Here is a 23,857-nt window from a genome sequence, read left to right on the forward strand (position 1 = left end):
CCGCGATGGGCGGCGAGCAATCGAATTCTGCTGTGGCGCAATATGATAGCGCGCACATCGCATTGCGTGAGGTGATCGCGCGGCTGGTTCCGGGGACGCAGTTGCGCGACGGTATCGACCGGATCCTGTTGGCCCGCACCGGCGCACTGGTCGTACTCGGCTACGACGAGCCGGTCGAGCGGATCTGCGACGGCGGGTTCGAGCTCGATATCGAATTCTCCCCGATGCGGCTGCGCGAATTGTCGAAAATGGATGGGGCGGTGGTGCTTTCGGGCGACGGCGCGCGCATCCGGCGGGCCAATGTGCATCTGGTGCCCGATCCCGCGCTGCCCACCGTGGAGACCGGCACCCGGCACAAGGCCGCCGAGCGCACCGCGGCGCAGACCGGATTTCCGGTGATCTCGGTGAGCCGGTCGACCGGGATCGTGACGGTGTATCTGGGTGGGTTGCGGCATCTGGTGCAGCCCTCGCAGTCGATTCTGTCGCGGGCCAATCAGGCGATGGGCACGCTCGAGCGTTACCGCTCGCGGCTGGACGAGACGACGCGGCTGCTGTCGATCGTGGAGCTGGAGGACTTCACCACGCTGCGGGATGTGTTGTCCGCGTTGCACTGTCTGGAACTGGTGCGTCGGGTCGCGCGCGAGATCGATTCCGATGTGGGAGAACTCGGTGTCGACGGGCGGCAGCTGGCCCTGCAACTCGCGGAGTTGGTGGGGGAGACCGATACGCTGCGGCGGTTGCTGGTGCGGGATTATCTGCGCAAGTGTCCGGTGGACGACGCGAGTGTCGATGTGGCGCTGGCCGAATTGGACGCGTTGCTCGAGGTGGAGTTGCTGGATCTGGCGAATCTCGGTCCGGCACTTGGCTTTCCGGCCACGCTGGAGGCGTTGGACACGGCCGTGGGGCCGCGGGGTTACCGGTTGCTCGCGGAGATTCCCCGGGTGTCGCTCAGTAGCGTGGAATCCGTTGTCGCGGTGTACGGTTCGCTGTCGAGTCTGTTGTCCGCCACCGCCGGTGAACTCGAAACGCTGGACGGTATGGATTCGCAGCTGGCCCGGCAGATCCGCGAGGGATTGTCGCGGCTCGCCGAATCCGGCGGTGTCTGAACGGAATCGCGTCACCCGCCCGGTTCGGCTGCCGAGCGGCGTGGACGGTCACGAGATGTTGAACGTCTCCGGAGAGCTGTGGATGGAACCGAACAGGGCGCTCACCGCGTAGGAACCCGCCGGGACCGGGACGCGTTCGCCCGCGCAGTTGGGCTGGGACGTGGTGCCGGACCACGTCAGGGTGAACGCCGCCTGCTGGCCGCCGTTGAGGGTGCGCACGTCGGGCTGGCCGCCCTGATCGCAATCGGTGCTGGTCCACAGCCGACGCTGGCCGTCGAGGGACTGCACCGACACCTGTTGCAGGCCCGAACCCATGTCGCGGGAGCAGGCCAGGGTCGAGATATTGGTGATGACGATCCCGAACACCGGTTTGTCACCCGCCTTGTAGCTCGGCTGTCCGACGGTCACCTTCACCGCCAGCGACTGATCCGGGCAGGAGGCCGGTGCGCTGGCCGCGGTGGCGTTGACCGTGCCCGACGGGGTCGGGGTGGCCGAGGCTGCGGCGGCCGAGGTGGCGGTGGGGGTGGTCGTCGCCGATCCGGCCGCGGGACCGGTGGTCGCCGAGGTCGAGGTCGCGGCGGCCGTCGAATTCGACGAGCCGCCGCCGTGCAGCAGCATGATCGCCAGCCAGACGACCAGCGCCAGCACGATCACGATCGCGCCGATGGCGAACACGCGTCGACGCCAGTAGATCTCCGGCGGCAGTGGTCCAGTCGGTTCCAGCACGACACCACGGTAAGTGCCCGATCGGGCAACTCGCCCCTGTACCGCGCGGCGTGTCGGTGTGGAACGGGTCGCGGATCAGACCGTTTCGCCGATGTTGCCGACCGCGCGGTGCAGCTGGGCACGGCCGTCGGCGAGCTTGTAGGTGACCGAGGCGATCGCGCACTGGCCGGTGGCCACGCGCTGGGAGATGATCATCGAGCGCTGCATGAGCAGGCGGCTGGTCTCCACGCAGTGCCGGGCCTCGAGCTCGTCGACGCCGGTCAGGCCCTCGCGGCGGCCGATCAGGATGGACGGGGTGACCTTCTCCACGACGCTGCGGATGAATCCGCCGGGGACGTCGCCGCCGTCGAGCGCGTTGATGGTCGCGGCGACCGCGCCGCAGCTGTCGTGGCCGAGGACCACGATCAGCGGGACGTTCAGGATCTCCACGCCGTATTCGATGGAACCGAGCACCGAGTTGTCCAGGACGTGCCCGGCGGTGCGGACCACGAACATATCGCCGAGCCCCTGGTCGAAGATGATCTCCGCGGCCACGCGGGAGTCTCCGCAACCGAACAGGATCGCCGCGGGCTGCTGGCCGTTGACGAGTTTCGCGCGGTCTGCCGTGCCCTGACCGGGGTGCAGCAGGCTACCGCTGACGAACCTGTCATTGCCCTCGCGGAGGGACTTCCAGGCGCTGATCGGGTTGGTATGAGGCATGCGTCCCATTTTCCATGCGGTTATGGTTACCGGCCAGTCCGTTTGGTTACATCCCGGCTAATAGCAACGCCGATGTTCTCCGGGGTGATGGTGAGGGCGGCAGGGTCTCGTCGCATCGTGAACGCGACCCGGTCGGTGCCGAGGTGTGATCGGATACTCGCCACCGGGAGATGGCGAGCAGTGCTGTGTCCTCGTCCTCGAGATCCCGTTCGGTCGATCGTGGTCAGAGAACCTGTGGAGCTTGTCCGGGCGGCTGCCTGGAAATGTGCGCCATCATCCGAACACCCGGAATTCTCGTGCGGTCGCGATGGTGCGGGTCAAGCGTCGAATGTTCCTTGTCGCCGAGACGTCGCATATCGGATATGGCCCGACGATGAGTTGTGTGGGTTGTTGTCGCGATGGCGCGGGCTGGTGGTGAGGTAGACCGGGTGTGGACGGGGGAGGTACGGGGTGAATCATGGTCGTGTGATGGTTCGGCGACTGAATTCGCTTGTGCGGGCGGTGGCCCCGGGATGTGTCGGAGCGGCGGGGGTGCGGCGGTGAGTATCGACTCCGATGTGTTGATCGACTGGTATGAGGAGACGGCGCGGGATCTGCCGTGGCGGCGGGCGGGGGTGTCGGCGTGGCAGATTCTGATGAGCGAGATCATGTTGCAGCAGACGCCGGTGGTTCGGGTGGAGCCGGTGTGGCGGGAGTGGGTGGCGCGGTGGCCGGTGCCATCGGCGATGGCTGCGGCGTCGCCGGGAGAAGTGTTGCGGGCGTGGGGAAAGCTGGGGTATCCGCGGCGGGCGTTGCGGTTGCACGAATGTGCGCGGGTGTTGGCCGAGGAACACGGCGACGCGGTGCCGGACGATGTCGAGGTGCTGCTCGGGCTGCCGGGGATCGGGGCGTATACCGCGCGGGCCGTGGCGTGTTTCGCGTATGGACAGCGAGTTCCGGTGGTGGACACCAATGTTCGGCGGGTGGTCGCGCGGGCGGTGCACGGTAGGGCCGAGGCGGGGAATCCGGCGGCCCGGGATCTGATGGAGACCGAGGAACTGCTGCCGGTGCGAATCGACCGTGCCGCAGTGTTTTCCGCGGCGTTGATGGAGTTGGGTGGGGTGGTGTGTACCGCTCGTACGCCCGATTGTGAGTTGTGTCCGTTGCCGAGTTGTGCGTGGGTCGCGGCGGGGCGGCCCGCGTCGGATGTGGTGCGGCGCACGCAGAAATACGACGGTACCGATCGTCAGGCGCGGGGGCGGTTGCTGGACGTGTTGCGGGGAGCTTCCGGGCCCGTCGAGCGCGTTGCCCTGGATCTCGCGTGGACTCGAGATCCGGGGCAGCGTGCCCGAGCCCTGGATTCTCTGCTCACCGATGGTCTGGTCGAGCAGACTTCGGACGGTTTGTTCGCGCTTGCCGGAGAAGCCGGAGCCTGATCGCCGGATGATGTTCCGTGCGTGTCCGATTGATCGGCCTGACAGCGATCCCGACCGCGGACGGGAGTCTCGTGTGATCCGGTTCGCCGAATATCGCCGGAGGGTTCAGCTCGCGGTTGAAATTGCTTCGGCGGGAACCGTTTTCGCTGATCGGGATTGTGGTCGAGCGCGGCGACCGGCGTTGAGCCGGGGTGCGATGGCTCGGCAGATCAGGTAGATGGCGAACGAGATGGTGGTGACGAAGGTCGACACCGGGACGCCGGGGGCCAGGGACAGGATGATGCCGCCGACCGCTGCCAACTCGGCGAAGACGATGGACAGGACCGCGGCGCGCAGCGGGCTCGCGGTGAGTTGGGCGGCGGCCGCGGCGGGGGTGATCAGCAGCGACAGCACCAGCAGCGCGCCGACGATCTGGACGCCGAACGCGGCGGTGATGCCGAGCAGGACCGCGAACACCACCGACAGCGCGCGGACCGGAACACCGCGCGCGACCGCGACTTCCGGGTCGGTGCTGGCGAAAAGCAGTGGGCGGTAGACGAATGCGAGCACCAGCAGCACCCCGACCGTGCAGATGGACAGCAGGGTGAGCCCGTTGTTGCCGACGCTGACGACCTGTCCGGTGAGCAGCGAGAACTTCGATCCGGCGCGGGTGGGGCCCAGCCACAGGAACAGCACCGACAGGCCGAGGCCGAACGAGAGCACCACCGCGATCACCGAATCACGTTCGCGCGCACGGGATCCGAGCAGTCCGAACAGTACGGCCGCGACCACCGAGCCGATGATCGCGCCCGCGCCGACCCCGATTCCGGCCAGCAGCGCCGCCGCCGCGCCGGTCAGGGACAGCTCGCTGGTGCCGTGCACCGCGAAGGACATCTGGCGGCTCACGATCAGCGGGCCGATCGCCCCGGCCAGCAGACCGAGCAGCGCCGCCGCGAGGACCGCCTGCTGCACGAAGTCGTAGGACAGCAGGTCGCCGGTGGTGTGGAAATCCAGCAGCTTGCCGAAGATATCGGTGAGTTTTCCGTTCATGACGCGAAATCCCTTTCAGCGCAGGTGATATCACTGCGCTCGCTGATGCCCCCGCGTCGTTCTGTATTACCGCCGTGCTCCGGCGCGAGCCGATCCGGCAGGGTGCCCGGTCTCATGCGTGCTCCCCGCCGAGTGCGTCCATGGTGTCCCCGGTGCCGACGACGACCAGCCGCCCGCGCACCCGCAGCACGTCGACCTCGGTGCGGTACAGCTCCGAGAGCACCTCGGAGGTCATCACCTCGTCCGGGGTGCCGATCCGGAACTTTCCGTCGACCAGGTACAGCACCCGATCCACCAGGGGCAGTACGGGATTGATCTCGTGGGTGACGAACAGGACCGCGGTGTCGTGACTGCGGCGGCGCGCGTCGATCAGCTCGGCCACCAGCCGCTGATTGGCCATGTCCAGGCTCAGCAGCGGCTCGTCGCACAGCAGCACCCGCGGATCGCCCACCAGCGCCTGGGCCACCCGCAACCGCTGCTGCTCACCGCCGGACATCGACTCCAGCGGCGCGTGCGCGTAGTGCTGCGCCCCCACCTGCGCCACCGCCTCGGCGATCCGCCGCCGCCGCTCCTTGCGTCCACGCCACCCCAACCCCCACCGATGCCCGTCCACCCCGAGCCCGACCAGATCCACCCCGCGCAACCGCACCCCCGCATCGATCGTCTTCTGCTGCGGCACATACCCGATATGCGGATTCCCCACCCGCGCAGCCGATCCCGCGATCTCCACGGTTCCCGCACTGGGCGCGACCTGCCCCAGCAACATCCGCAACAGCGACGTCTTCCCGGACCCGTTCGGCCCCAGCACCGCAATGAACTCCCCGGCCCGAACCGCCAGATCCAGCCCGTCCCAAAGAATCCGCTCCCCATACGCCAACCGCGCCCCCCGCAACTCCACCACCGGCTCACGATCCTGCCGGGATTCGGCGGTTGCCGATATCGGGGCAGCGTCTGCCCTTGACGTGGTGGATTCCGCAGTCGCAGCGGAAGTTTCGACTGCTGTCACGGTGGTCGCGCGCGACGACCCACGATCCCGCTGAGACACCGGCGCTACCGGTAGCCGGTCTCCGTCCCCTGAAACATCCGATTCGTAAGTCGCAGTGGAGGTATCGATCATCCCCAGAAGCGTTGCGTCCGGACGATCGGCTCCATCCGTGCCCGTCTCATCGACTGCGTCGAATCCTGTTTCAGCACGGTGCGTTACGGATCCATTGCCGCGAGTGGCAGCCGACTCCGTTGCCGTGGTGTGACTTTCGGACCGCTGCGGCCTGCTCGCCGCAGCGGTCGCATCGTCAACCTGGTCTGTATCGGGTTGTGTTTCGGCGGAAGGAGTTTCGGCTCCGTCGGGGTCCGTCGACTCGGTCGGTCCGCAGATGAAGCAGTCCGCCGTGTCCGATGCGGTCGTGCGGGTGGGCCGGTTGTCGCGCTCGGCGACGTTCGGATTCGATTCCGGCGCGGTGGTTTCGGGGGTGGTGCGGGTGGGGGGCATGGGGTGCCGATCAGTTCAGGGCTGCGGCCAGGGCGTTGGCGTTCTGGGTCTGCCAGCCGAGATAGTCGGTGCCCTCCGGCAGGGTTTCGGTGACGTTCACGACGGGGATTCCGGCGGCCTTCGCGGTGGCCGCGACGTTCTGGGTGGTCTTGTCCTCGGTCTGGATGTTGTAGACCAGGGCGCGAACCTGCTTGTTGTTCAACAGGTCCCGGACGGCGGCCAGGTCGGCGGGGGCGGGGTCGGTGCCCTGTTCGATGGCCTCCTCGAAGGGGTGCGGGGTGCGGTCGTCGGCGTCGGCGGCCAGCAGCAGGTAGTGGGCGATGGGCTCGGTCTGCAGGACGGGCGCCTTGGGGTGGGCGGTGGCGATCTGGTCGGTGATCGCGGTGATGTTCTTCAGCTTGGAATCGAACTGGATCGCGCGGTCGGTGTACGCCTGGGCGTGCGCCTTGTCGAGGGAACCGAGCTCGGCGGCGATCTTGGTGGCGACGGCGGCGACGGTCTTGACGTCGTACCAGACGTGTTCGTTCTCGTCCTGCGCCGCGGCGGCCGGACGCAGCTTGAACGCGTCGATGGTGGGTTTGCCGCGTCCGTCGGCGGCCTTCTCGGCGAACTCGTCGTAGTCGCCGCCGTTGTAGATCACCAGGTCCGCGTCGTGGATCTTGGCGGCGTCCTCGGGGGTGGTCTGGTACGAGTGCGGATCGTCGGTCGGGCTGGAGATGATCGAGCTGACCTGGGCATCGGAACCGGCGACGGCGGCCGCGACGCTCCCCCAGACATTGGTCGAGGCGACGATGGACGGTTTGCCGGAGTCGTTCTTCGATGTTCCGCACGCGGTGAGCGTTGCGGCGGTGGCAACCCCTAATGCGATGACAGCAACTCGGGCGATCAGACCTCTGGACACGCGGGTGACTCCTGGCACTACTGATAACGGAAATGATTTCCATTTGAATGTAGCTCACGTGTCCAGAACCGGCGGTATCGTCTGTCCGATTCGTCCCTGTGAATCAGCGCACTCGGGCCATCGATGGCGAACGGCCCGTCCACTCGGACGGGCCGTTCGAGATCTCGCGTGAACTACCGCGGCACTACGCCAGCGCGGGCACCGGCTGGCTGAGCAACTGCGCACACCGCAGCAAACCCAGATGGCTGTACGCCTGCGGATGGTTGCCCAATGATCGCTCGGCCACCGGGTCGTACTCCTCGCTGAGCAGTCCGGTCGGTCCCGCGACGTCCACGAGCTGGGCGAACAGCGCCTCGGCGTCGGCCCGCTTGCCGATCAGCAGATACGCCTCCACCAGCCAGGCCGCGCACAGGTGGAACCCGCCCTCGCCGCCGGGCAGCCCGTCGTCGTGGTGGTACCGGTACACCGTCGAACCGCTGCGCAGCTCGGCCTCGGTCGCCACCACGGTCGCCGCGAACCGCGGATCGGACGGTTCGATCAACCCGCTCAACCCGATGTGCAGGGTCGCCGCGTCCAGATCGGTCCCGTCGTAGGCGGCGGTGTAGGACTGCACCTCGTCGTTCCAGCCCTTGGTCCGGACCTCCTCCGCGATGGTGTCGCGCAGTTCGGCCCAGGCCGGATCGGCCCGCCGCGCGAACTTGTCGGCCAGCCGCACCGCGCGATCCACGGTCAGCCAGCCCATCACCTTCGAGTACACGTGGTGCCGCGGGTTGCCACGGATTTCCCAGATGCCGTGATCGGGTTCGCTCCACCGGCGCCGGACGGCCGAAACCATCGCGGTGACCAGCTCCCAGTCCTGATCGGGCAGGGCCTGGGCCGGATCGAGGATGCCCTTGCGCTCGCGGGCGTCGGCCAGGGCCGCGATGAGGTCCACGATCGGGCCGAACACGTCCAGCTGCACCTGCATATTGGCCGCGTTACCGACCCGGACCGGCCGGGATCCGGCGTAACCGGGCAGCTGATCCAGCACCGCCTCGGGGCCCAGGGTCTCGCCGTAGAGCGTGTACAGCGGGTGCAGACGTTCGGGTCCGGCGAGGGTTTCCAGTACGCGGTGCACCCAGGCCAGGAATTCCTCGGCCTCGGTCAACGAGCCCAGCGCGACCAGCGCGTGCGCGGTCAGCGAGGCGTCGCGCAGCCAGCAGTAGCGGTAGTCCCAGTTGCGCACGCCGCCGATGTCCTCCGGCAGCGAGGTGGTCGCGGCGGCCATGATCGACCCGGACGGCGCGTGCACCAGGCCGCGCAGCGTCAGCGCGGAACGTTTCATCAGATCCGGCTTGAGCGGCGGCAGTTCGAGCTGCTCGGCCCAGTCCTTCCAGTACCGTTCGGCCTCGCCGCGCCGGTCCGGCTCGCTCACCATCGCGGGCGCGAGATCGGAGGTGCCGCAACGCATTTCCAGCACGATCGGCCCGCGCGAGGGATCCACGACGGCCGTTGCGACGTGGTGGATGCCTTCTTCGAGGATGGTCCACCGCACGCCCGGGGACCGCAGCACGATCGGATCGTTGGTGCCGTGCACGCGCAGCCCGGACGGCTCCTGTACCAGCGTGACCGGCACCTGACCGAATTCCGGACGCGGCGCGAAGGTGACCACGGCCTTGGCGTCACCGGTGATGACGCGCGTCAGATCGGTCCGCTCGGTGGCCACGTCGTGCGGCAGGTAGTCCACGACCTGCAAACTGGCCCAACGGGTTTCGACGGTCATGGTGCCGTCGATGTAGCGCTGCGAGAGCGGCAGTCCGGGCCGCTCGGGCACGATGGTGAAATGCCCGGACTCGGGCCCGCCGAGCAGATGCGCGAACACCGCCGCGGAATCCGGTTCGGGGTGGCACAGCCAGGTGATGGTGCCGTCTGGGGTGACCAGGGATTTCGCGCGGGGCCCGGCCAACATGGTCAGGCGTTCGATTCGGGGGGCCGAGGCGCCGGCCAGCCAGGTGCGGCGCTCCTCGAGCAGGAACGCCAGGGCCTTGGACACCTCCTCGGTACTGGCGACCCGATATCCGGCCAGGCTCTCGCCCTCGCCGACCTTGATGCCGACATCCGGCCCGGCCAGCCGCGAGAACGCCTTCTCGTCGGTGACGTCGTCGCCGAAGAACACCGCCGCCGACGCGCCTTCCTGATGCCGGATGATGTCCAGCGCGGCGCCCTTGTCGGTCTGGATGACGGCCAGTTCGATGACCGCTTTACCCTCGGTCACCTGCACGCCGACCCAGCTGGCCGGCCCCTGGCCCGCCTGCTGCAACGCGCGTCGCCCGACCTCGGGTGCGGCATTGCGCACGTGCAACGCGACGCTGGCCGGTTTCACCTCGACCGAGACGCCCGGGTTGTCCTGGGCGATGCGGGTCAGCGCGTTCTGCACCTCCTGCAACAGTTTTCGGGCGTCGCTGTCGATGGCATGGACGAAACCCACGTCGAATTCCGAACCGTGGCTGCCGATCAGTTGCACCTCGACGGGGAGTCGGGACAGTGCCGCGAGATCTCGCAGGGCGCGGCCGGAGATGACGGCCGCGGTGGTGGCGGTCAGACCGGCGAGCGCGCGCAGGGCGCTCACCGACTCACGATGGGGATAGGCTTTCGCCGGGTCGCTGACGATGGGCGCGAGTGTCCCGTCGTAGTCCGAGGCGACCAGTAGCCGCGGCATGCGGGCCACCGCCGACAACGCACGGCGAAGTTCGATTGGCAGATCCTGTGCGCTCACGCATCCAACCTTGTTTGTGATCGGAGGAGAAATACCGGGGGCGCGAGAAACCTTACTTGGTGGGGGTTGCTCTGGTGTTTCGCGCGCGTCGCCGACTCATCGGTCTCGTGCGTCCCCGGTTGTGAGGTCTCTGCGGTGCGTCACCTTATTAGCCGGAGGGAAGCAGCGACAAACGTCGCAAACCCGGCGAGTCGCTCGGGACCGCCGAATCACCTGGATTCGGTGTGAGTTTCGGTTCCGGCGGGTGTTAGGTCTGCGAGCCCAGGAGTAGGTCGACGGTCAATTCGAGGCGTTCGGCGACATCGGTGGCCGAGGCGCGGCGGGTCAGCCAGGCGACCAGATTCGACAGCCACACATCGCTGATCACGCGGGCAATGGCGAGGTCCCGTTCGTTCGGCTCGTCCTCGTTGAGGGCGCGGGCGAAGAAGCGATCCATCACCTTGCCGACCCGGTCCACCTCGGCCGCGGCCGACGCGTCGGCGAACATGAACGCGCGCGTCATCGCCTCGGTGAGCAGCGGGTCGCGCTGCATGGCCCGGGTGACCTGGGTGAGCATCAGGTGCATGCGTTCGCGGGGACTCTGCCCGGCGAGCGGTTTGCGTCTGCTGTCGAACTGCTCGAATTCGCGTGCCAGCGCCGAGACCAGCAGGTGCACCTTCGACGGGAAGTACCGGTACAGCGTTCCCACCGCGACGTCGGCGCGTTCGGCCACCGCGCGCATCTGCACCGCGTCGTACCCGCCCTTGGAGGCCAGGGCCAGGGTGGCGTCGAGGATGCGTTTGCGGCGTTCGCGCTGCGCGCTCGAGCTCAGTTCGTCCTCACTGAGCGTGGACACCGGGGTCGCGCGTGAACGGCCGCCGTTCTGCGCCCCCGAGTCTGCTGCCTGCTCTCGGGAGGGACTGGCCATCGATGAAAGTCCTTTCCTGCACAAGCCTCATCCGGTGGCGAGGTGCGTCTCGTCGGTTGGTGGGACGGCGGTTGACATCCGCCCGATGAGGATATTAGAACATGTTCTAGGTGTGGGAGTCACGCCGGAAAGGCGGTATGGAGTGTGACCATCGCCACCACTGACGAGCATAAAGCCGTTCAGGAGTCGATGAGCGCATGGGCGGCGACGGTCGGCCCGATTGCAACAATGCGCGCTGGACTGGGATCGAACGGCGCGGCGCGGCAGCGCGACGCGGCCGGATCCGATGGACATCACGCGACCGATTCCTGGCGTGAGTATTGGCCGAGCCTGGTCGGGCTCGGCGTTTTCCGGGTCGCCGTCGCCGAAGACGACGGCGCCGCAGACGGTTCGGTGAGTGATCTGGCCGTGCTGATCGAGCAGGCGGCACACGATCTGGTCGGTGGGCCGGTGCTCTCGACCGCCCTGGCCGGATTGGTCGTCGGTGCCGCGCTGGCCGAGGACGTGCCGTGCGGAGTCGCGCTGGACGGTCCGGTTCCGGTGTCGGACAACGGATCCGGTGAGCTGGAGCTGTCGGGGACGTGGCCCGTGGTGCTGGGTGCGGCGCCGGGCGGCGCGGTGCTGCTGCCGGTGTCGCGCGGTGATCGCGAGGTGTGGTGCCTGATCACGCCCGATACCGCCGGACTGCGCATCGAACCGCTCGAACCGCTCGATCACAGCACGCCGCTGGCCCTGGTGGCATGCGCCGGGGTGCGGGTTCCCGCCGAGCACGTCTTCGAACCCGCTTGTGCGGTAAGGGATCTGGCCGCAGTACTGGTCGCCGCCGAGGCCGCCGGTATCGCGGGCTGGTGCCTGGCGACCGCCACCGAATACGCCAAGGTCCGTGAGCAATTCGGGCGCAAGATCGGCGAATTCCAAGCGGTGAAGCATATTTGCGCGTGGATGCTGTGCCGGGCGGAGCTGATCCGCGCGGTCGCCGCCGATGCCGCGGCCGCCGCATCGGTCGATCAGGGGCGCAACCCCGAACTGCCGATCGCCGCGGCCATCGCGATGACGATCTCGCTGGACGCCGCCGTGCAGACCGCCAAGGACTGCATCCAGGTGCTCGGCGGGATCGGCTTCACCTGGGAGCACGACGCGCACTTCTACCTGCGTCGGGCAATTGCGTTGCGGCAGTTGCTCGGTGGGGGCGGGACGTGGCGAGCGCGGGTGACCGATCTGGTGCGCCGGGGACACCGGCGAACCGTCGGCCTGGACCTGGGTGCTGTGTCCGATGCGGCGCTCGCTGGGCCCTCCGTGGTTACGCAAGCTGCCGCCTCCGGGCCCGAAGCGAGCGCCGGTGAGGACGCGCGGAACGACACCGAGGCGTGGGAATCGCTCGGCCTGGACGCCGCGCAGGCGACCGAACTGGCCGCGGATCTCGCTCGCATCGCGGCACTTCCGGTCGAACAGCAGCGAGATGCGTTGGTGGACACCGGACTTTTCGCGCCGCACTGGCCCGCGCCGTACGGCCGGGGCGCGGGCCCGATCCTGCGCACGCTGATCGACGAACAGGTTCGCAACGCCGGAATCACGGTGCCGGACATCACGATCGGCAACTGGGCGGTGCCCACGCTGTTGCAACACGGCAGTCCCGAGCAGATCGAACGTTTCGTGCGGCCGACGTTGCGCGGCGAGGTGATCTGGTGCCAGCTGTTCAGCGAGCCGGAGGCCGGATCGGATCTGGCGGCGTTGCGCACCACCGCGACGCGCGTCGAGGGCGGTTGGCAGCTGCGCGGGCAGAAGGTGTGGACCTCGCTGGCCAACGTCGCGAACTGGGCAATCTGCCTGGCTCGCACCGATGCGAGCGCGGCCAAACATCGTGGGATCAGCTACTTCCTGGTCGATATGAGCAGTCCGGGCATCGAGGTGCGGCCGCTGGTGCAGATCACCGGTGAGGCGCGGTTCTCCGAGGTGTTCCTGGACGACGTCTTCGTTCCGGACGAGTGCCTGGTCGGGCAGCTCGGCGCGGGGTGGAAGATCGCGCGTTCGACGTTGTCCTCGGAGCGGGTTGCCATGGGCGGCAGCGGAATCGGTGACGCCCTCGAGGCGCTCATCGCCGCGGCCCCGACCTCGGGCCCCGGGGCTGAGTTGATCGCCGACCGCATCGGCGAACTCGTCTCCGACGCTGTTGCCGGTCTATTGCTGGAGACTCGTGCGGCGCAGCGCATGCTCGCCGGCGGGGATCCTGGACCGCAGAGCAGCGTGCGCAAACTGGTCGGTGTGCGACACCGGCAGGCGGTAGCCGAATTCGCCGTCGAACTTACCGGTACGGCAGGTGCGCAGGACACCGATCTGGTGAAAGAATTCCTGTTGACGCGCTGTTTGTCGATTGCGGGCGGTACCGAGCAGATCCTGCTGACGGTGGCCGGTGAACGGATACTCGGCCTCCCGCGCGAACCGCAGGCGTAGCCCCACCTCGATCTGGAGCATGGAATTGGACTTCAACGCAGATGAGAGCCAGGACGCTGTCGCCGAGGTTGTCGTAAGTTTGCTGGAACGCAATACCGAGCGTGACATCGAGCTGTGGCCGACCCTCGTGGACAGCGGTCTGCTGGCGGTCGCCCTGCCCGAACGGTTCGGCGGCGACGATATGGGCCTGCTCGAGGTGTCGGCGATGCTGACCGAGCTGGCCACCGACGCGGTACAGGTACCCGCCCTGGCGACGCTCGGACTGGGTGTGCTGCCACTGGTCGGCAACCTCCCGGATGCGTTGGCGGAGAAGATCTTTCCCGCCGTCGCCAAGGGCGCGGTGCTCACCGCCGCACTGCATGAGCCGGGTGCGCCGTTCACCACGACGCCGCGGACCACCGCGGTCACCGAGGGTGACTCGGTCCGGATCTCCGGCCGCAAAACCGCTGTGCCGTACGCGGATCAGGCGGAGTGGATCCTCGTGCCGACCGATGCCGGGCTGGCCGTGGTGGACGGTGACGCGACCGGGATCAGTTATGTGGAGAGTCCGACCTCGGCCGGATTCCCGGAATTCTCGGTGCGATTCGACGAGGTGATCGTGCCGGCCGAGCAGCTGTTGCCGGTCGGGTTCGGTGACCTGCACCGGTTCGCGGTGGCCACCATCGGGGCGGTCGCGGACGGGCTGCTCAAGGGTGTGCTGACGTTGACCGCCGAACATGTGCGGACCCGGCAGCAGTTCGGCCGTCCGCTGGCCGAATTCCAGGCCGTGGCACAGGAAATCGCCGATGTGTACGTCGTCTCGCGGACGTTGCACGTGGCGGCGGCCTCGGCGAATTGGGCACTTGCGACACATCTCGGCAGCGGCCCGTCTCGGTCCTGGACTGACGGAGCGGGGGAGCGAAGCGGAGGAGCGGAGGAGGGAAGGACCGAGACTTCGGGGGCCGCTGCCCGCCGGAGCGAAGCGGAGGCAATTGGACACAGAACTGATGATGATCTGGATGTGCTCGCCTACGCGGTCGCGTCGGATCTGCCCGCGGCCATGCAGAAATGCCATCACCTGCACGGCGGTATCGGCGTCGACGTGACCCATCCGCTGCATCGTTACTACTCACAGGCCAAGGACATCGCCCGCTGGCTCGGCGGCGAATCGTTCCGGCTGGACCGTCTGGGGGCCAGATGTTCATCGATCTGACACTCGAGCAGCGCACGCTGCGCGCCGAATTACGTTCGTACTTCGACGATCTCGTCACTCCCGACGAGGCGGCCGAGATGCTGATCAACCGGCACGGCGACGCCTACCGCGCCGTCGTGCACCGCATGGGCCGGGACGGCTGGCTCGGTGTGGGCTGGCCGAAGGAATTCGGCGGCCAGGGATTCGGGCCCGTCGAACAGCAGATCTTCTACAACGAGGCGGTGCGCGCGGATGTGCCGCTGCCGCTGGTGACGCTGCTGACCGTCGGACCGACGCTGCAACAGTTCGGCACCGACGAGCAGAAGCGCAAGTTCCTGCCCGCAATCCTTTCCGGCGACATTCATTTCGCGATCGGCTACTCCGAACCCGAGGCCGGTACCGACCTGGCCGCGCTGCGCACCAGCGCCGTGCGGGACAGCGACGGGGACTGGATCGTCAACGGGCAGAAGGTGTTCACCACCGGCGCGCACGAGGCCGATTACATCTGGCTGGCCTGCCGCACCGGTACCACCGAATCGCGGCATCGCGGGATCACGATCCTGATCGTGGACACCAAGGATCCGGGCTACTCCTGGACTCCGATCATCACCTGCGACGGCGCGCACCACACCAACGCGACCTACTTCGACAACGTCCGCGTGCCGGCGAACATGCTTGTGGGCGAGGAGAATCGGGGCTGGAAGCTGATCACCACACAGCTCAATCACGAGCGGGTGGGGCTCGGGCCGTCGGGCAAGATCGAGCAGCTCTACGACCGGGTGCACGACTGGGCGAAGGCGCAGGATGTGCTGGGCGAGTCCGGGGTGCAGCGCACGCTGGGTCGGCTGCACGCCATGACGCGGCTCAACGAACTGCTGAACTGGCAGGTCGCGGCGAAGGCCGGCGAGGCCGAGGAGGACCCCAACGGGGTCATCGCCGACGCCTCGGCCACCAAGGTCTATTCGACCGAATCCCTCCAGGAGGCAGGGCGTTTGGCCGAGGAGGTGGTCGGTCGCTACGGCGATCCGGCCGAGCCCGCGACCGCGGAACTGCTGGGCTGGCTGGATCGGCGCACCAAGCAGAACCTGGTGGTGACCTTCGGCGGCGGCGTCAACGAAGTCATGCGCGAACTCATCGCGACCGCCGGCCTGCGGCTGCCCCGCGTACCGAGATAGGAGCCTGGAGTGCCGGAGAACAGCACCGCTGACGAGATCGTCGCGGCCGGGGACCGGATCATGGCGCAGGGCGAATGCGCCCCCCGCTATGGCCGTGACCCGGTGAATCAGCCGATGATCAACAACTGGATCGAGGCCATCGGCGACGCGAATCCGGTCTACGTCGACGAGGAGGCCGCGCGGGCCGCGGGGCATCCGGGGATCGTCGCGCCGCCCGCGATGGCGCAGGTGTGGACCATGCCCGGTCTGCACGGCGCGCGGCCCGCGGACGATCCGATGAACGCGGTCAACGATCTGCTCGACGCCGCCGGATACACCTCGGTGGTGGCGACGAACTGTGAGCAGACCTATCACCGCTATCTGCGACTCGGTGAGAAGCCTTATGCGCGAACGCGATTGCAGGATCTGGTCGGGCCCAAGCACACCGGGCTGGGGGAGGGGTGGTTCGCCACCTACCTGCTGACCTGGTACGTCGGGGACGAGGCCGTCACCGAGATGTCGTTCCGGATGCTGAAATTCATTCCAGGAACCGGGAAACCCGCTGCGCCGCAGGAGGATCTGAGCAAGCGGGTGCGGCCCATCGTCTCCAAGGACACCGAATTCTTCTGGGAGGGAGCCAAACTCGGCGAACTCCGGATTCAGCGGCTGCCGGACGGGTCGCTGCGGCATCCGCCGGTTCCGGCGCTGTGGCAGGACAGGGACAAGACGCCGGACTACGTCGTGGCCTCGGGGCGCGGCACGGTGTTCAGCTATGTGGTGCACCACGCGCCGAAGGTGCCCGGACGGACGCTGCCGTTCGTGGTGGCGCTGGTCGAGTTGGAGGAAGGTGTGCGCGTGCTCGGTGAGCTGCGCGGTATCGAGCCCGACGAGGTGAGCGTGGGCGCGCCGGTGGAGGTCGCGTTCGAGAAACTCGACGAGGACAACACGCTGCCGTACTGGAAGGCGGTCCGATGACGCTGCGAGTTTCGGCCGTGCAGGTCGGAAATGCCCTGCCCGAGTTGGTGATTCACGCCGATCCGACATTCGTGGTCAGTTCGGCGTTGGCCACCAGGGACTTTCAGGACGTGCACCACGATCGGGACAAGGCGGTGCAGCGGGGTTCGAAGGACATCTTCGTCAACATCCTCACCGATACCGGTCTGGTGCAACGGTTCGTGACCGATTGGGCCGGGTCCGGCGCGGTCGTGAAATCGGTGGCGTTGCGGCTGGGTGTGCCGCTGTACGCGGGTGACACGTTGACGTTGAGCGGCACCGTGACCGCCGTCGAGGGTGCCGTGGTGCACATCGATGTGGTCGGCAAGGACAGCCTCGGTGACCACATCACCGCGAAGGCCGTGATCGAGTTGCAGGAGACCTCGTGAGTACGGGTATCAGCGGCAGGGCCGCCATCGTCGGGATCGGGGCCACGGACTTCTCCAAGGATTCGGGGCGCAGCGAATTGCGTTTGGCCGCAGAGGCTGTCACCGCCGCGCTGGCCGACGCCGGGTTGACGCCCGCGGATGTGGACGGGCTGACGACGTTCACCATGGACACCAACACGCAGGCCGCGGTGGCGCGTGCGGTTGGTGTGCCGCAGCTGAAGTTCTTCAGCAACATTCCGTTCGGCGGCGGTGCGGCGGCGGCGACCGTGCAGCAGGCCGCCATGGCGGTGGCGACCGGAGTCGCGGATGTCGTTGTGGCATACCGGGCTTTCAACGAACGTTCCGGACATCGCTTCGGCCAGTTCGCAACTCACCTCGCCGCCGCCCCGACCTCCTCGGGCGTGGACGCGGCCTGGGGATACCCGCAGGGGCTGGGCACGCCCGCCGCGCAGGTGGCCATGGTCGCCCGGCGCTACATGCACGTATACGGCGCTACCAGTGCGGATTTCGGCAAGGTGGCGGTGGCGGACCGCAAGCACGCGGCGGTCAATCCGGCGGCCCACTTCTACGGCAAGCCGATCACCCTCGAGGATCACCAGAACTCCCGCTGGATCGCCGAACCCCTGCACCTGCTGGACTGCTGCCAGGAGACCGACGGCGGCGTCGCCATCGTGGTCACGAGTGTCGAACGCGCACGGGACCTTCCGCAGAAACCGGCCGTGATCGCCGGCGCCGCACAGGGTTCCGGCGCAGACCAGTACGTCATGACCAGCTACTATCGCGACGCCCTCACCGGCCTCCCGGAAATGGGCCTGGTAGGCGACCAACTCTGGTCCCAAAGCGGTTTGCGCCCAACGGATATGCAAGCCGCCATCCTCTACGACCACTTCACCCCCTTCGTCCTCATGCAACTCGAGGAACTCGGCTTCTGCCCCCGCGGCGAAGCCAAGGACTTCATCGCCGACGGAGCCATAGAACTGGGCGGCCGCCTCCCCCTCAACACCCACGGCGGCCAACTGGGCGAGGCATACATCCACGGCATGAACGGCATAGCCGAAGCCGTCCGCCAAATCCGCGGCACCTCGGTGAACCCGGTCCCCGACGTCCAGAACATAGTCGTCACCGCCGGCACCGGCGTCCCCACCTCGGGCCTGGTCCTCACCGCCGCCTGACCTGCCGAATCCATACCCCGGGAGCCCACGTGATGCTCCTGGGGTACGGGTCGTCGGGCATTGCGTACCCGTCGTGTAATACGTATCGTAGGTATTACGTACCACGGGAGGTGGCCGATGCGGCTCAACAGCAAGGGGCAGGTCACGATTCCCGCGGAACTGCGGCACAAATACGCGCTGGAAGAGGGGGATGAGGTGGATGTCGTCGACGTGGGTGGTGCTCTGCAAATCGTGCGGAGACAGGGGGCGGAGAGCCGCGGCGAACGCTTGGTGAAGCATATGCGCGGGCGTGCCACCACGAAGATGACGACCGATGAGTTGATGGAACTTTTCCGTGGTGAATGAGCCCGGTCTTCGTGTTGTTGCCGATCGTCCGACGACGCTGGTGGATTCATGTGTGTTACTCGATGTCCTCACCAACGACCCCACCTGGGCGGATTGGTCGGATCGTGCGCTCGCCCGGGCCCGCAATGTCGGGTCGCTGGTCATCAACCCGATCGTCTATGCCGAGGTCGCCGCGGGTTTCGACGCCATCGAGGACCTCGACGCGGCGCTCCCCGAAGCGGAGTTGGGGCGGGAAGATCTGCCGTATACGGCGGGGTTCGTGGCCGGTAAGGCGTTCGTCGCCTACCGGCGCAAGGGCGGGGAGAGGCGCGGTCCGCTGCCCGACTTCTACATCGGTGCGCATGCCGTGGTCGCCGGGTATCGACTGCTCACCCGGGATGCGGCGCGTTTCCGGACTTACTTTCCGCGGCTTCAGGTGATCGCACCGGCGTGATCAGGATGCGGCATCGCTGATCGGGGATGCGGCGTCGACCGCATGAGGTCTGCGGGCTCCTTCGAAATGGATTGTCCAGTCCCTGCGAAGCCGTTGTGCTTTCGGGGGAACTGTGTGGTCCGGCTATTGCGGTTGGGTCGGGGGGAGTCCGGCTATGGTCAGGTCGAGTAGGCGGGTGGCTCGGGTGGTGGGGTCGGGGGAGGTTTCGGTGGTGAGGGCTATGCCGACGATCAGCATGATCAGTTCCGCGACGGTTGCGGTGGTTGTTACCGTGCCATCCTGAACTGCTCTGTGTAGCAATGGGTTTCCGGATTTTTCCAGGGCTGCCGAGCAGGCGTTGTCGTGTACCGGGTCGGTGAGGTCCTGGGTGAGAGTGGCGGCAAGTCCGCGGGCGCCTATGCAGTAGGTGAGGACGTCGGTCAGCCATTCCAGGAGCGCGGCGCGGCTGTCGGGGGCGTCGAGTAGTTCCTCGGCGCGGGTGCACAGCGCTTCGATTCGCTTGTGGGACACCGCTTCCAGCAGTGCGCGGCGGGTGGGGAAGTGGCGGCGTACGGTTCCGGAGCCCACTCCCGCGATGCGGGCGATTCGTTCCATGGACGCGTTGGCGCCGTGGGCGGCGATCTCCTCTTCCGCTACCGCGAGGACGCGTGCGTAGTTGCGGCGTGCGTCGGCACGCTGCTGTCCGGGCACGGCGTCACCTCCTGGGTTGCTAAACGGCGGGCCCCGCCATATCTTAGTGGAAGATAAACGGCGGGCCTCGCCGTTTAGTGAATCCGCATGTTAGGGGCATCATGTCTACAGATTCCGCACCGGTTCTGGTTTCCGGGGCCACCGGTCAGCAGGGTGGCGCTACCGCCCGTGCGCTGCTCGAGGCGGGCGTCGGAGTTCGTGCTCTGGTTCGTGATCCGCACACCGCGCGCGCCGCGGCCGTCGCGGCGCTCGGCGCTGAACTGGTCACCGGTGATCTGCGTGATCGCGATTCGATCATCCGGGCGGCCGCGGGAGCGCGGGCGGTATTTTCCGTGCAGATGCCCGAATTTGGTTCGGCCGGACCAGATTTCGACGGTGAGATCGCGCAAGCGGTGAATCTCGTCGAGGGGGCGCTGGCTGCGGGAGTAACGCAGTTCGTGCACACTTCCGTTTCCGGCGCGGGGCAGCGCACCGAGGATCCGCGCTGGACCGAGGGCCGCTGGCCGATGGCCGAGGCCAGTCTGCGGGCGAAGGCCGTGATTCAGGATCGGGTGCGCGCGGCGGGTTTCCGGCATTGGACGCTGCTCAAGCCCGCGACCTTCATGGAGAACTTTCTGCCGTCCGCGGCGTATCTGTTCCCGCGCGGTGTCGAGGGCGGGCTGGTGAGCGTCATCAAACCGGAGACTCGCCTGTCGCTGGTCGCGGTGGACGATATCGGTCGTGCCGCCGCCGCGGCCTTCCTCGCGCCCGAGCGGTTCGACGGCGTCGAACTCGAACTCGCCAGTGATCTGTCGACGATGACCGAGATCGCCGAAGTCCTTGCCCGCGTGCTGGATACGCCGCTGTCTGCACCGAACATGACCGAGGAACAGGCGCGGGCGGCCGGAATGCCCGCCATGGGTGCCGGGCTGGATCTGTTGAACGTGGTTCCGCAGCCCGCCCGCCCGGAGTTCGCCAGGGATCTCGGTATCCCCGTCACGAGTTTCGCGGAATGGGCCTCGCGGAAGCTTCGACCTGCGGCCTGAGCGAATTCACAACTCGGCGGCGACTTTCCACGCGGAGTGCATCGCGCCCTGGATGTAATCGACCTCGGCGGCGTCTCCGACCACGTGCACCTCGGGAACCACGCCCGCGAGGGCGTCGGTGAGCGGAGCCCGAGCGGATACTCCCGAGGCGACGACGACCATATCCGCCGGGGCGGTCATCGTCTCGTCGGTAACACGAAACTCCACGTGCTGCTTGGTGATTCGCTGCACCGTCGCATGCCGGTGAATCCGCACGCCGTGCTCGCCCGCGTGGCGGACCGCCGTCCAGCGGCGGGGCATGGCCATGGGCACGCCGAGTTGCTGCCCCTCCTCGAGCAGGGTGACGTTGCGGCCGCGTTCGGCGAGGAACTCCGAGAGTTCCAGTCCCACAAGCGAACCGCCGATCACGACGACATTCCTGCCCATCGGCAGGAACTTTCGGGTGACCGTGCGAATGGCGGCCGGGCTACCGGTGATGCCGGACAACTTTCCCAGTTTCGCGATCGCGCGAAGGGGCAGCGGTACCGCGGAGACATCACCGGACCCGGTCATCAAGGCGCGCAAGGTATCTCCGGTATGGACGTGCGGCAGATCGCTGCCGGGAACGTCCGGTCGTCCGCGCACCGCACCGGTGGCTACCACCACCACGTCCGGATGCAGAGCGGCGATCGAGGTCGCGCTGGCCTCGGTGTTCAAGCGGATATCGATGTCGAGCTGCCCGACCTGGACCTTCAACCAGTCCAGCAGACGTTGATTGTCCGGCGTGGTGAGGCTGGAGAACCAGAGCGTCCCGCCGAGCCGATCAGTCTTGTCCAACAAGGTAATTCGGTGTCCCCGCTCGGCGGCGATCCGGGCGACCTCCAGCCCGCCGGGGCCCGCTCCGACGATGACGACATGTTTCGCAGTCGGAGCGGGCGTCAGCGGTAGCAGTTTCTCGTTGCCCAGCGCCGGATTCACCGCGCAGATCGGGGTGTCGTCCCAGAAGTTCTCCTGTACGCACACATAGCAATTGATGCAGGGGCGGACGTTTTCGGGTGTCCCGGCCGCGAGCTTGTTCACCAGCTCGGGATCGGCGAGCAACTGCCGTCCCATCGCGGCGAAATCGGCTGTCCCCGCGGCGATCACCTGCTCGCCGACCTCCGGCAGTACCCGTCCGACGGTGATCACCGGAATGGACACCGCCTTCTTCACCTCACCCGCCAGCTCGGTGTACGCGCCGACGCGATCGGGCAGCGGGCCATCGGTGAAGTTGGAGAACGGATTTCGTCCCCACCCGGTGACGTGGATCGCGTCGGCACCGGCAGCCTCGAACAGTGCGGACGCCTGCACGGCCTCCTCGGTGGTCAACGCGTCGTCCTCGCCGAATTCGCGCCCGGCGATGCGCACCAGAATCGCCAGCGAATCACCGACTTCGGCCTTGACCGCCCGGATCACCTCCACTGCCAATCGTGCCCGATTCGCCAGTGCCCCACCGTATTCGTCGGTGCGCCTGTTGTCCGCGCGGCTCAGGAACGCGCCGAGAATGTATCCGTGCGCGCAGTGGATTTCGACCGCGTCGGCACCGGCCGCCCGCACCCGCCCGGCCGCCTCCGCGAAACACCGCACCAGCCAATCGATGTCGTCCCGGGTGGCCTCGCGATAGGTGGCCTGCTTGCCGCCGGTCACCGCGGCCATCTTCCGCATCTCGCCAGAAGTGTTGTCTCCCAAGGCGGAAAGGTCGGCGGACCCGGTCGGTATCGACGGCACCAGCAGCGGTCGTCCGGCGACGGTGTCGATTCGGGCGATCTTGCCGTGATGGGTCATCTGCACGCACAACTTGCTCCCCGCGTCGTGCACGGCATCGGCCAGCGCACGAAGTCCGGGAATGAACCGATCTTCCGACAGCCCAGGCTCTTTCGTGCTCGCGCACCCGATCGGATAGGCGACGGCGCAGCACCCCGTGATGATCAGCCCTGTCCCACCGGCCGCCCGCGCGACGAAATGATCGATGTCCGCCTGCTCGATCTCCCCGTCCTCGCACAGATTCATATCCATCGCGGGCAGGACGACCCGGTTGGGCACCGTGACAGGCCCGATGGTTCCGGGGGCGAGCAGGTGCGGAAAAGTTGCTTTACGGGGCACAAATCAACGCTAGATCGCACCGTTGTATGGCACCGCACCGTTCCCGATGACCGAGACTCGCCCGTCCGAAACGCCGCGATGAGCTGCGAAGACGCATCCGCTCGCCCGAGGCGGCCGGGTGAGCGGCCGGGTCGGGCGAGCGGATGTCAGGGCGCGAATATCACTCGGCTCTCGCCGCCACGCGATGCAGCCGAATCGCGGAGATCAGGAAGAAAACACCGCCGAGAACCGCATATCCCGCGACGGAGGTGAGCGCGGCGTTCGGTCCGCCCGCCATCGCGATGAAGCTGCTTCCGGCGAGAACGGAGATGCCGCCGCTGAGGATCATCGCCCACTGGCCGCCGAGGCGGTAGCGCAGGATCGCGACGACCAGTTGCACGATTCCGGCGGTGATCGCCCAGATTCCCCACGCGCGCAACACATCCGGGATTCCGGAGGTGGCCGCGGCGCACAGCGCGACGGTGGCGGCCAAACTCAGGGCCATGTTGATGTAGAGGGGCGTCCTGGCCCGGGTGGCCCCCGACGAGCGGAGGTCGACCACGGCCGCGGCGAGGTCGAACAGGGGGTAGATCGCCAGCAGGACGGTGGTTCCGGGGGTGATCGTCTTGGCGACCGTCATCAGCAGCACGGCCCAGACGACGGCGAATGCGAATCGGACGTAGTAGAGGTTGCGCAGCGTGCGGGTGCTGCCGGTGGTGGACACCGGGGCGATGTCGCGGTCGGCGGTGGCGAATGGGCTGGACATCAGGGTCCCTCTCGGAGTGGTGGTGCGGTGGATGATCCCGACGTCCCGATGGAGAGAAAGAACGATCGGTCTCCCTGAGCTTGCGGCATGGGCCTGCGACTGTCAAGACCGATCGTTCTTTCTGCTAGCCTGACAACGACA

General features: G+C 67.4%; 21 protein-coding genes. 11 read left to right on the forward strand and 10 right to left on the reverse strand.

What is annotated here, in order from left to right:
- Nucleotides 1-5 precede the first annotated feature (5 nt).
- Nucleotides 6-1,106, forward strand: coding sequence for a DNA integrity scanning diadenylate cyclase DisA (gene disA / locus NRB20_RS05385; RefSeq protein ID WP_153408693.1), 1,101 nt, complete (start codon nucleotides 6-8; stop codon nucleotides 1,104-1,106).
- 48 nt (nucleotides 1,107-1,154) lie between these two features.
- Here disA and NRB20_RS05390 read toward each other — a convergent pair whose 3' ends face one another.
- On the reverse strand, nucleotides 1,155-1,832 hold the full coding sequence (locus tag NRB20_RS05390; RefSeq protein WP_319944502.1) for a hypothetical protein: 678 nt from the start codon (nucleotides 1,830-1,832) through the stop codon (nucleotides 1,155-1,157).
- 75 nt (nucleotides 1,833-1,907) lie between these two features.
- Entirely contained in the window at nucleotides 1,908-2,531 is a 624-nt protein-coding gene (locus NRB20_RS05395) for a carbonic anhydrase (RefSeq protein ID WP_153408087.1), read from the reverse strand.
- Nucleotides 2,532-3,043: 512 nt separating this feature from the next.
- On the opposite strand from NRB20_RS05395, the gene NRB20_RS05400 reads away from it, so the two are divergent.
- Complete coding sequence (locus tag NRB20_RS05400; protein WP_153408088.1) at nucleotides 3,044-3,946, forward strand: HhH-GPD family protein; 903 nt, start codon at nucleotides 3,044-3,046, stop codon at nucleotides 3,944-3,946.
- A 105-nt stretch (nucleotides 3,947-4,051) separates the two neighbouring features.
- Here the strand turns inward: NRB20_RS05400 and NRB20_RS05405 are convergent, their stop codons facing one another.
- From NRB20_RS05405 to kstR, 5 genes are all read right to left on the reverse strand, one after another.
- Nucleotides 4,052-4,975, reverse strand: coding sequence for a metal ABC transporter permease (locus NRB20_RS05405; protein WP_153408089.1), 924 nt, complete (start codon nucleotides 4,973-4,975; stop codon nucleotides 4,052-4,054).
- 112 nt (nucleotides 4,976-5,087) lie between these two features.
- Nucleotides 5,088-5,915 carry a metal ABC transporter ATP-binding protein gene (locus NRB20_RS05410; protein ID WP_319944584.1) on the reverse strand — a complete coding sequence of 276 codons (828 nt, stop codon included), beginning with the start codon at nucleotides 5,913-5,915 and terminating at the stop codon, nucleotides 5,088-5,090.
- Nucleotides 5,916-6,474: 559 nt separating this feature from the next.
- A complete protein-coding gene (locus tag NRB20_RS05415; RefSeq protein ID WP_319944503.1) occupies nucleotides 6,475-7,365 on the reverse strand; it encodes a metal ABC transporter solute-binding protein, Zn/Mn family in 891 nt (296 codons plus the stop codon).
- Between the two features lie 184 nt (nucleotides 7,366-7,549).
- Nucleotides 7,550-10,120: a trehalose-phosphatase gene (otsB, locus tag NRB20_RS05420; RefSeq protein WP_319944504.1), complete on the reverse strand. Its 2,571-nt coding sequence runs from the start codon at nucleotides 10,118-10,120 to the stop codon at nucleotides 7,550-7,552.
- A 247-nt stretch (nucleotides 10,121-10,367) separates the two neighbouring features.
- On the reverse strand, nucleotides 10,368-11,027 hold the full coding sequence (gene kstR / locus NRB20_RS05425; protein ID WP_153408090.1) for a cholesterol catabolism transcriptional regulator KstR: 660 nt from the start codon (nucleotides 11,025-11,027) through the stop codon (nucleotides 10,368-10,370).
- A gap of 189 nt (nucleotides 11,028-11,216) precedes the next feature.
- On the opposite strand from kstR, the gene NRB20_RS05430 reads away from it, so the two are divergent.
- The 8 genes from NRB20_RS05430 (at nucleotide 11,217) to NRB20_RS05470 (ending at nucleotide 19,135) form a co-directional block, all read left to right on the forward strand.
- Nucleotides 11,217-13,478: an acyl-CoA dehydrogenase family protein gene (locus tag NRB20_RS05430; RefSeq protein ID WP_153408091.1), complete on the forward strand. Its 2,262-nt coding sequence runs from the start codon at nucleotides 11,217-11,219 to the stop codon at nucleotides 13,476-13,478.
- A gap of 25 nt (nucleotides 13,479-13,503) precedes the next feature.
- Nucleotides 13,504-14,670: an acyl-CoA dehydrogenase family protein gene (locus NRB20_RS05435; RefSeq protein ID WP_227833223.1), complete on the forward strand. Its 1,167-nt coding sequence runs from the start codon at nucleotides 13,504-13,506 to the stop codon at nucleotides 14,668-14,670.
- Entirely contained in the window at nucleotides 14,655-15,824 is a 1,170-nt protein-coding gene (locus NRB20_RS05445; RefSeq protein WP_153408092.1) for an acyl-CoA dehydrogenase family protein, read from the forward strand. Before NRB20_RS05435 ends, NRB20_RS05445 begins: the two co-directional genes overlap by 16 nt.
- 60 nt (nucleotides 15,825-15,884) lie before the next feature.
- Nucleotides 15,885-16,778, forward strand: coding sequence for a bifunctional MaoC family dehydratase N-terminal/OB-fold nucleic acid binding domain-containing protein (locus tag NRB20_RS05450; protein ID WP_153408703.1), 894 nt, complete (start codon nucleotides 15,885-15,887; stop codon nucleotides 16,776-16,778).
- Complete coding sequence (locus NRB20_RS05455) at nucleotides 16,775-17,185, forward strand: MaoC family dehydratase (protein WP_153408093.1); 411 nt, start codon at nucleotides 16,775-16,777, stop codon at nucleotides 17,183-17,185. The genes NRB20_RS05450 and NRB20_RS05455 overlap by 4 nt, the downstream gene beginning before the upstream one ends.
- A complete protein-coding gene (locus NRB20_RS05460; RefSeq protein ID WP_319944505.1) occupies nucleotides 17,182-18,357 on the forward strand; it encodes a lipid-transfer protein in 1,176 nt (391 codons plus the stop codon). The genes NRB20_RS05455 and NRB20_RS05460 overlap by 4 nt, the downstream gene beginning before the upstream one ends.
- Nucleotides 18,358-18,474: 117 nt before the next feature.
- The gene (locus NRB20_RS05465; protein WP_153408094.1) at nucleotides 18,475-18,702 is read left to right on the forward strand and encodes an AbrB/MazE/SpoVT family DNA-binding domain-containing protein; all 228 of its coding nucleotides are present in this window, start codon (nucleotides 18,475-18,477) and stop codon (nucleotides 18,700-18,702) included.
- 40 nt (nucleotides 18,703-18,742) lie between these two features.
- Complete coding sequence (locus NRB20_RS05470; protein ID WP_319944585.1) at nucleotides 18,743-19,135, forward strand: type II toxin-antitoxin system VapC family toxin; 393 nt, start codon at nucleotides 18,743-18,745, stop codon at nucleotides 19,133-19,135.
- A 123-nt stretch (nucleotides 19,136-19,258) separates the two neighbouring features.
- Here the strand turns inward: NRB20_RS05470 and NRB20_RS05475 are convergent, their stop codons facing one another.
- Nucleotides 19,259-19,825, reverse strand: a complete 567-nt coding sequence (locus tag NRB20_RS05475) for a TetR/AcrR family transcriptional regulator (RefSeq protein ID WP_319944506.1) — start codon at nucleotides 19,823-19,825, stop codon at nucleotides 19,259-19,261.
- Between the two features lie 101 nt (nucleotides 19,826-19,926).
- Here NRB20_RS05475 and NRB20_RS05480 point away from each other — a divergent pair, with 101 nt between their 5' ends.
- A complete protein-coding gene (locus tag NRB20_RS05480; RefSeq protein ID WP_153408095.1) occupies nucleotides 19,927-20,850 on the forward strand; it encodes an NmrA family NAD(P)-binding protein in 924 nt (307 codons plus the stop codon).
- 6 nt (nucleotides 20,851-20,856) lie between these two features.
- Here NRB20_RS05480 and NRB20_RS05485 read toward each other — a convergent pair whose 3' ends face one another.
- Nucleotides 20,857-22,971, reverse strand: a complete 2,115-nt coding sequence (locus NRB20_RS05485) for an NAD(P)/FAD-dependent oxidoreductase (protein ID WP_319944507.1) — start codon at nucleotides 22,969-22,971, stop codon at nucleotides 20,857-20,859.
- Nucleotides 22,972-23,131: 160 nt separating this feature from the next.
- A complete protein-coding gene (locus NRB20_RS05490) occupies nucleotides 23,132-23,716 on the reverse strand; it encodes a hypothetical protein (protein WP_153408096.1) in 585 nt (194 codons plus the stop codon).
- Between the last annotated feature and the right edge of the window lie 141 nt (nucleotides 23,717-23,857).

The organism is Nocardia macrotermitis (assembly GCF_009604405.1).
Lineage (GTDB): Bacteria > Actinomycetota > Actinomycetes > Mycobacteriales > Mycobacteriaceae > Nocardia > Nocardia macrotermitis.

Bases quoted from the DNA above. Each gene is read 5' to 3' on its own strand.
- disA (WP_153408693.1), top strand. From the start codon at position 6: ATGGGCGGCGAGCAATCGAATTCTGCTGTGGCGCAATATGATAGCGCG.
- NRB20_RS05395 (WP_153408087.1), bottom strand. From the start codon at position 2,531: ATGCCTCATACCAACCCGATCAGCGCCTGGAAGTCCCTCCGCGAGGGC.
- NRB20_RS05400 (WP_153408088.1), top strand. From the start codon at position 3,044: ATGTGTCGGAGCGGCGGGGGTGCGGCGGTGAGTATCGACTCCGATGTG.
- NRB20_RS05405 (WP_153408089.1), bottom strand. From the start codon at position 4,975: ATGAACGGAAAACTCACCGATATCTTCGGCAAGCTGCTGGATTTCCAC.
- kstR (WP_153408090.1), bottom strand. From the start codon at position 11,027: ATGGCCAGTCCCTCCCGAGAGCAGGCAGCAGACTCGGGGGCGCAGAAC.
- NRB20_RS05430 (WP_153408091.1), top strand. From the start codon at position 11,217: ATGAGCGCATGGGCGGCGACGGTCGGCCCGATTGCAACAATGCGCGCT.
- NRB20_RS05445 (WP_153408092.1), top strand. From the start codon at position 14,655: ATGTTCATCGATCTGACACTCGAGCAGCGCACGCTGCGCGCCGAATTA.
- NRB20_RS05450 (WP_153408703.1), top strand. From the start codon at position 15,885: ATGGCGCAGGGCGAATGCGCCCCCCGCTATGGCCGTGACCCGGTGAAT.
- NRB20_RS05455 (WP_153408093.1), top strand. From the start codon at position 16,775: ATGACGCTGCGAGTTTCGGCCGTGCAGGTCGGAAATGCCCTGCCCGAG.
- NRB20_RS05465 (WP_153408094.1), top strand. From the start codon at position 18,475: ATGCGGCTCAACAGCAAGGGGCAGGTCACGATTCCCGCGGAACTGCGG.
- NRB20_RS05480 (WP_153408095.1), top strand. From the start codon at position 19,927: ATGTCTACAGATTCCGCACCGGTTCTGGTTTCCGGGGCCACCGGTCAG.
- NRB20_RS05490 (WP_153408096.1), bottom strand. From the start codon at position 23,716: ATGTCCAGCCCATTCGCCACCGCCGACCGCGACATCGCCCCGGTGTCC.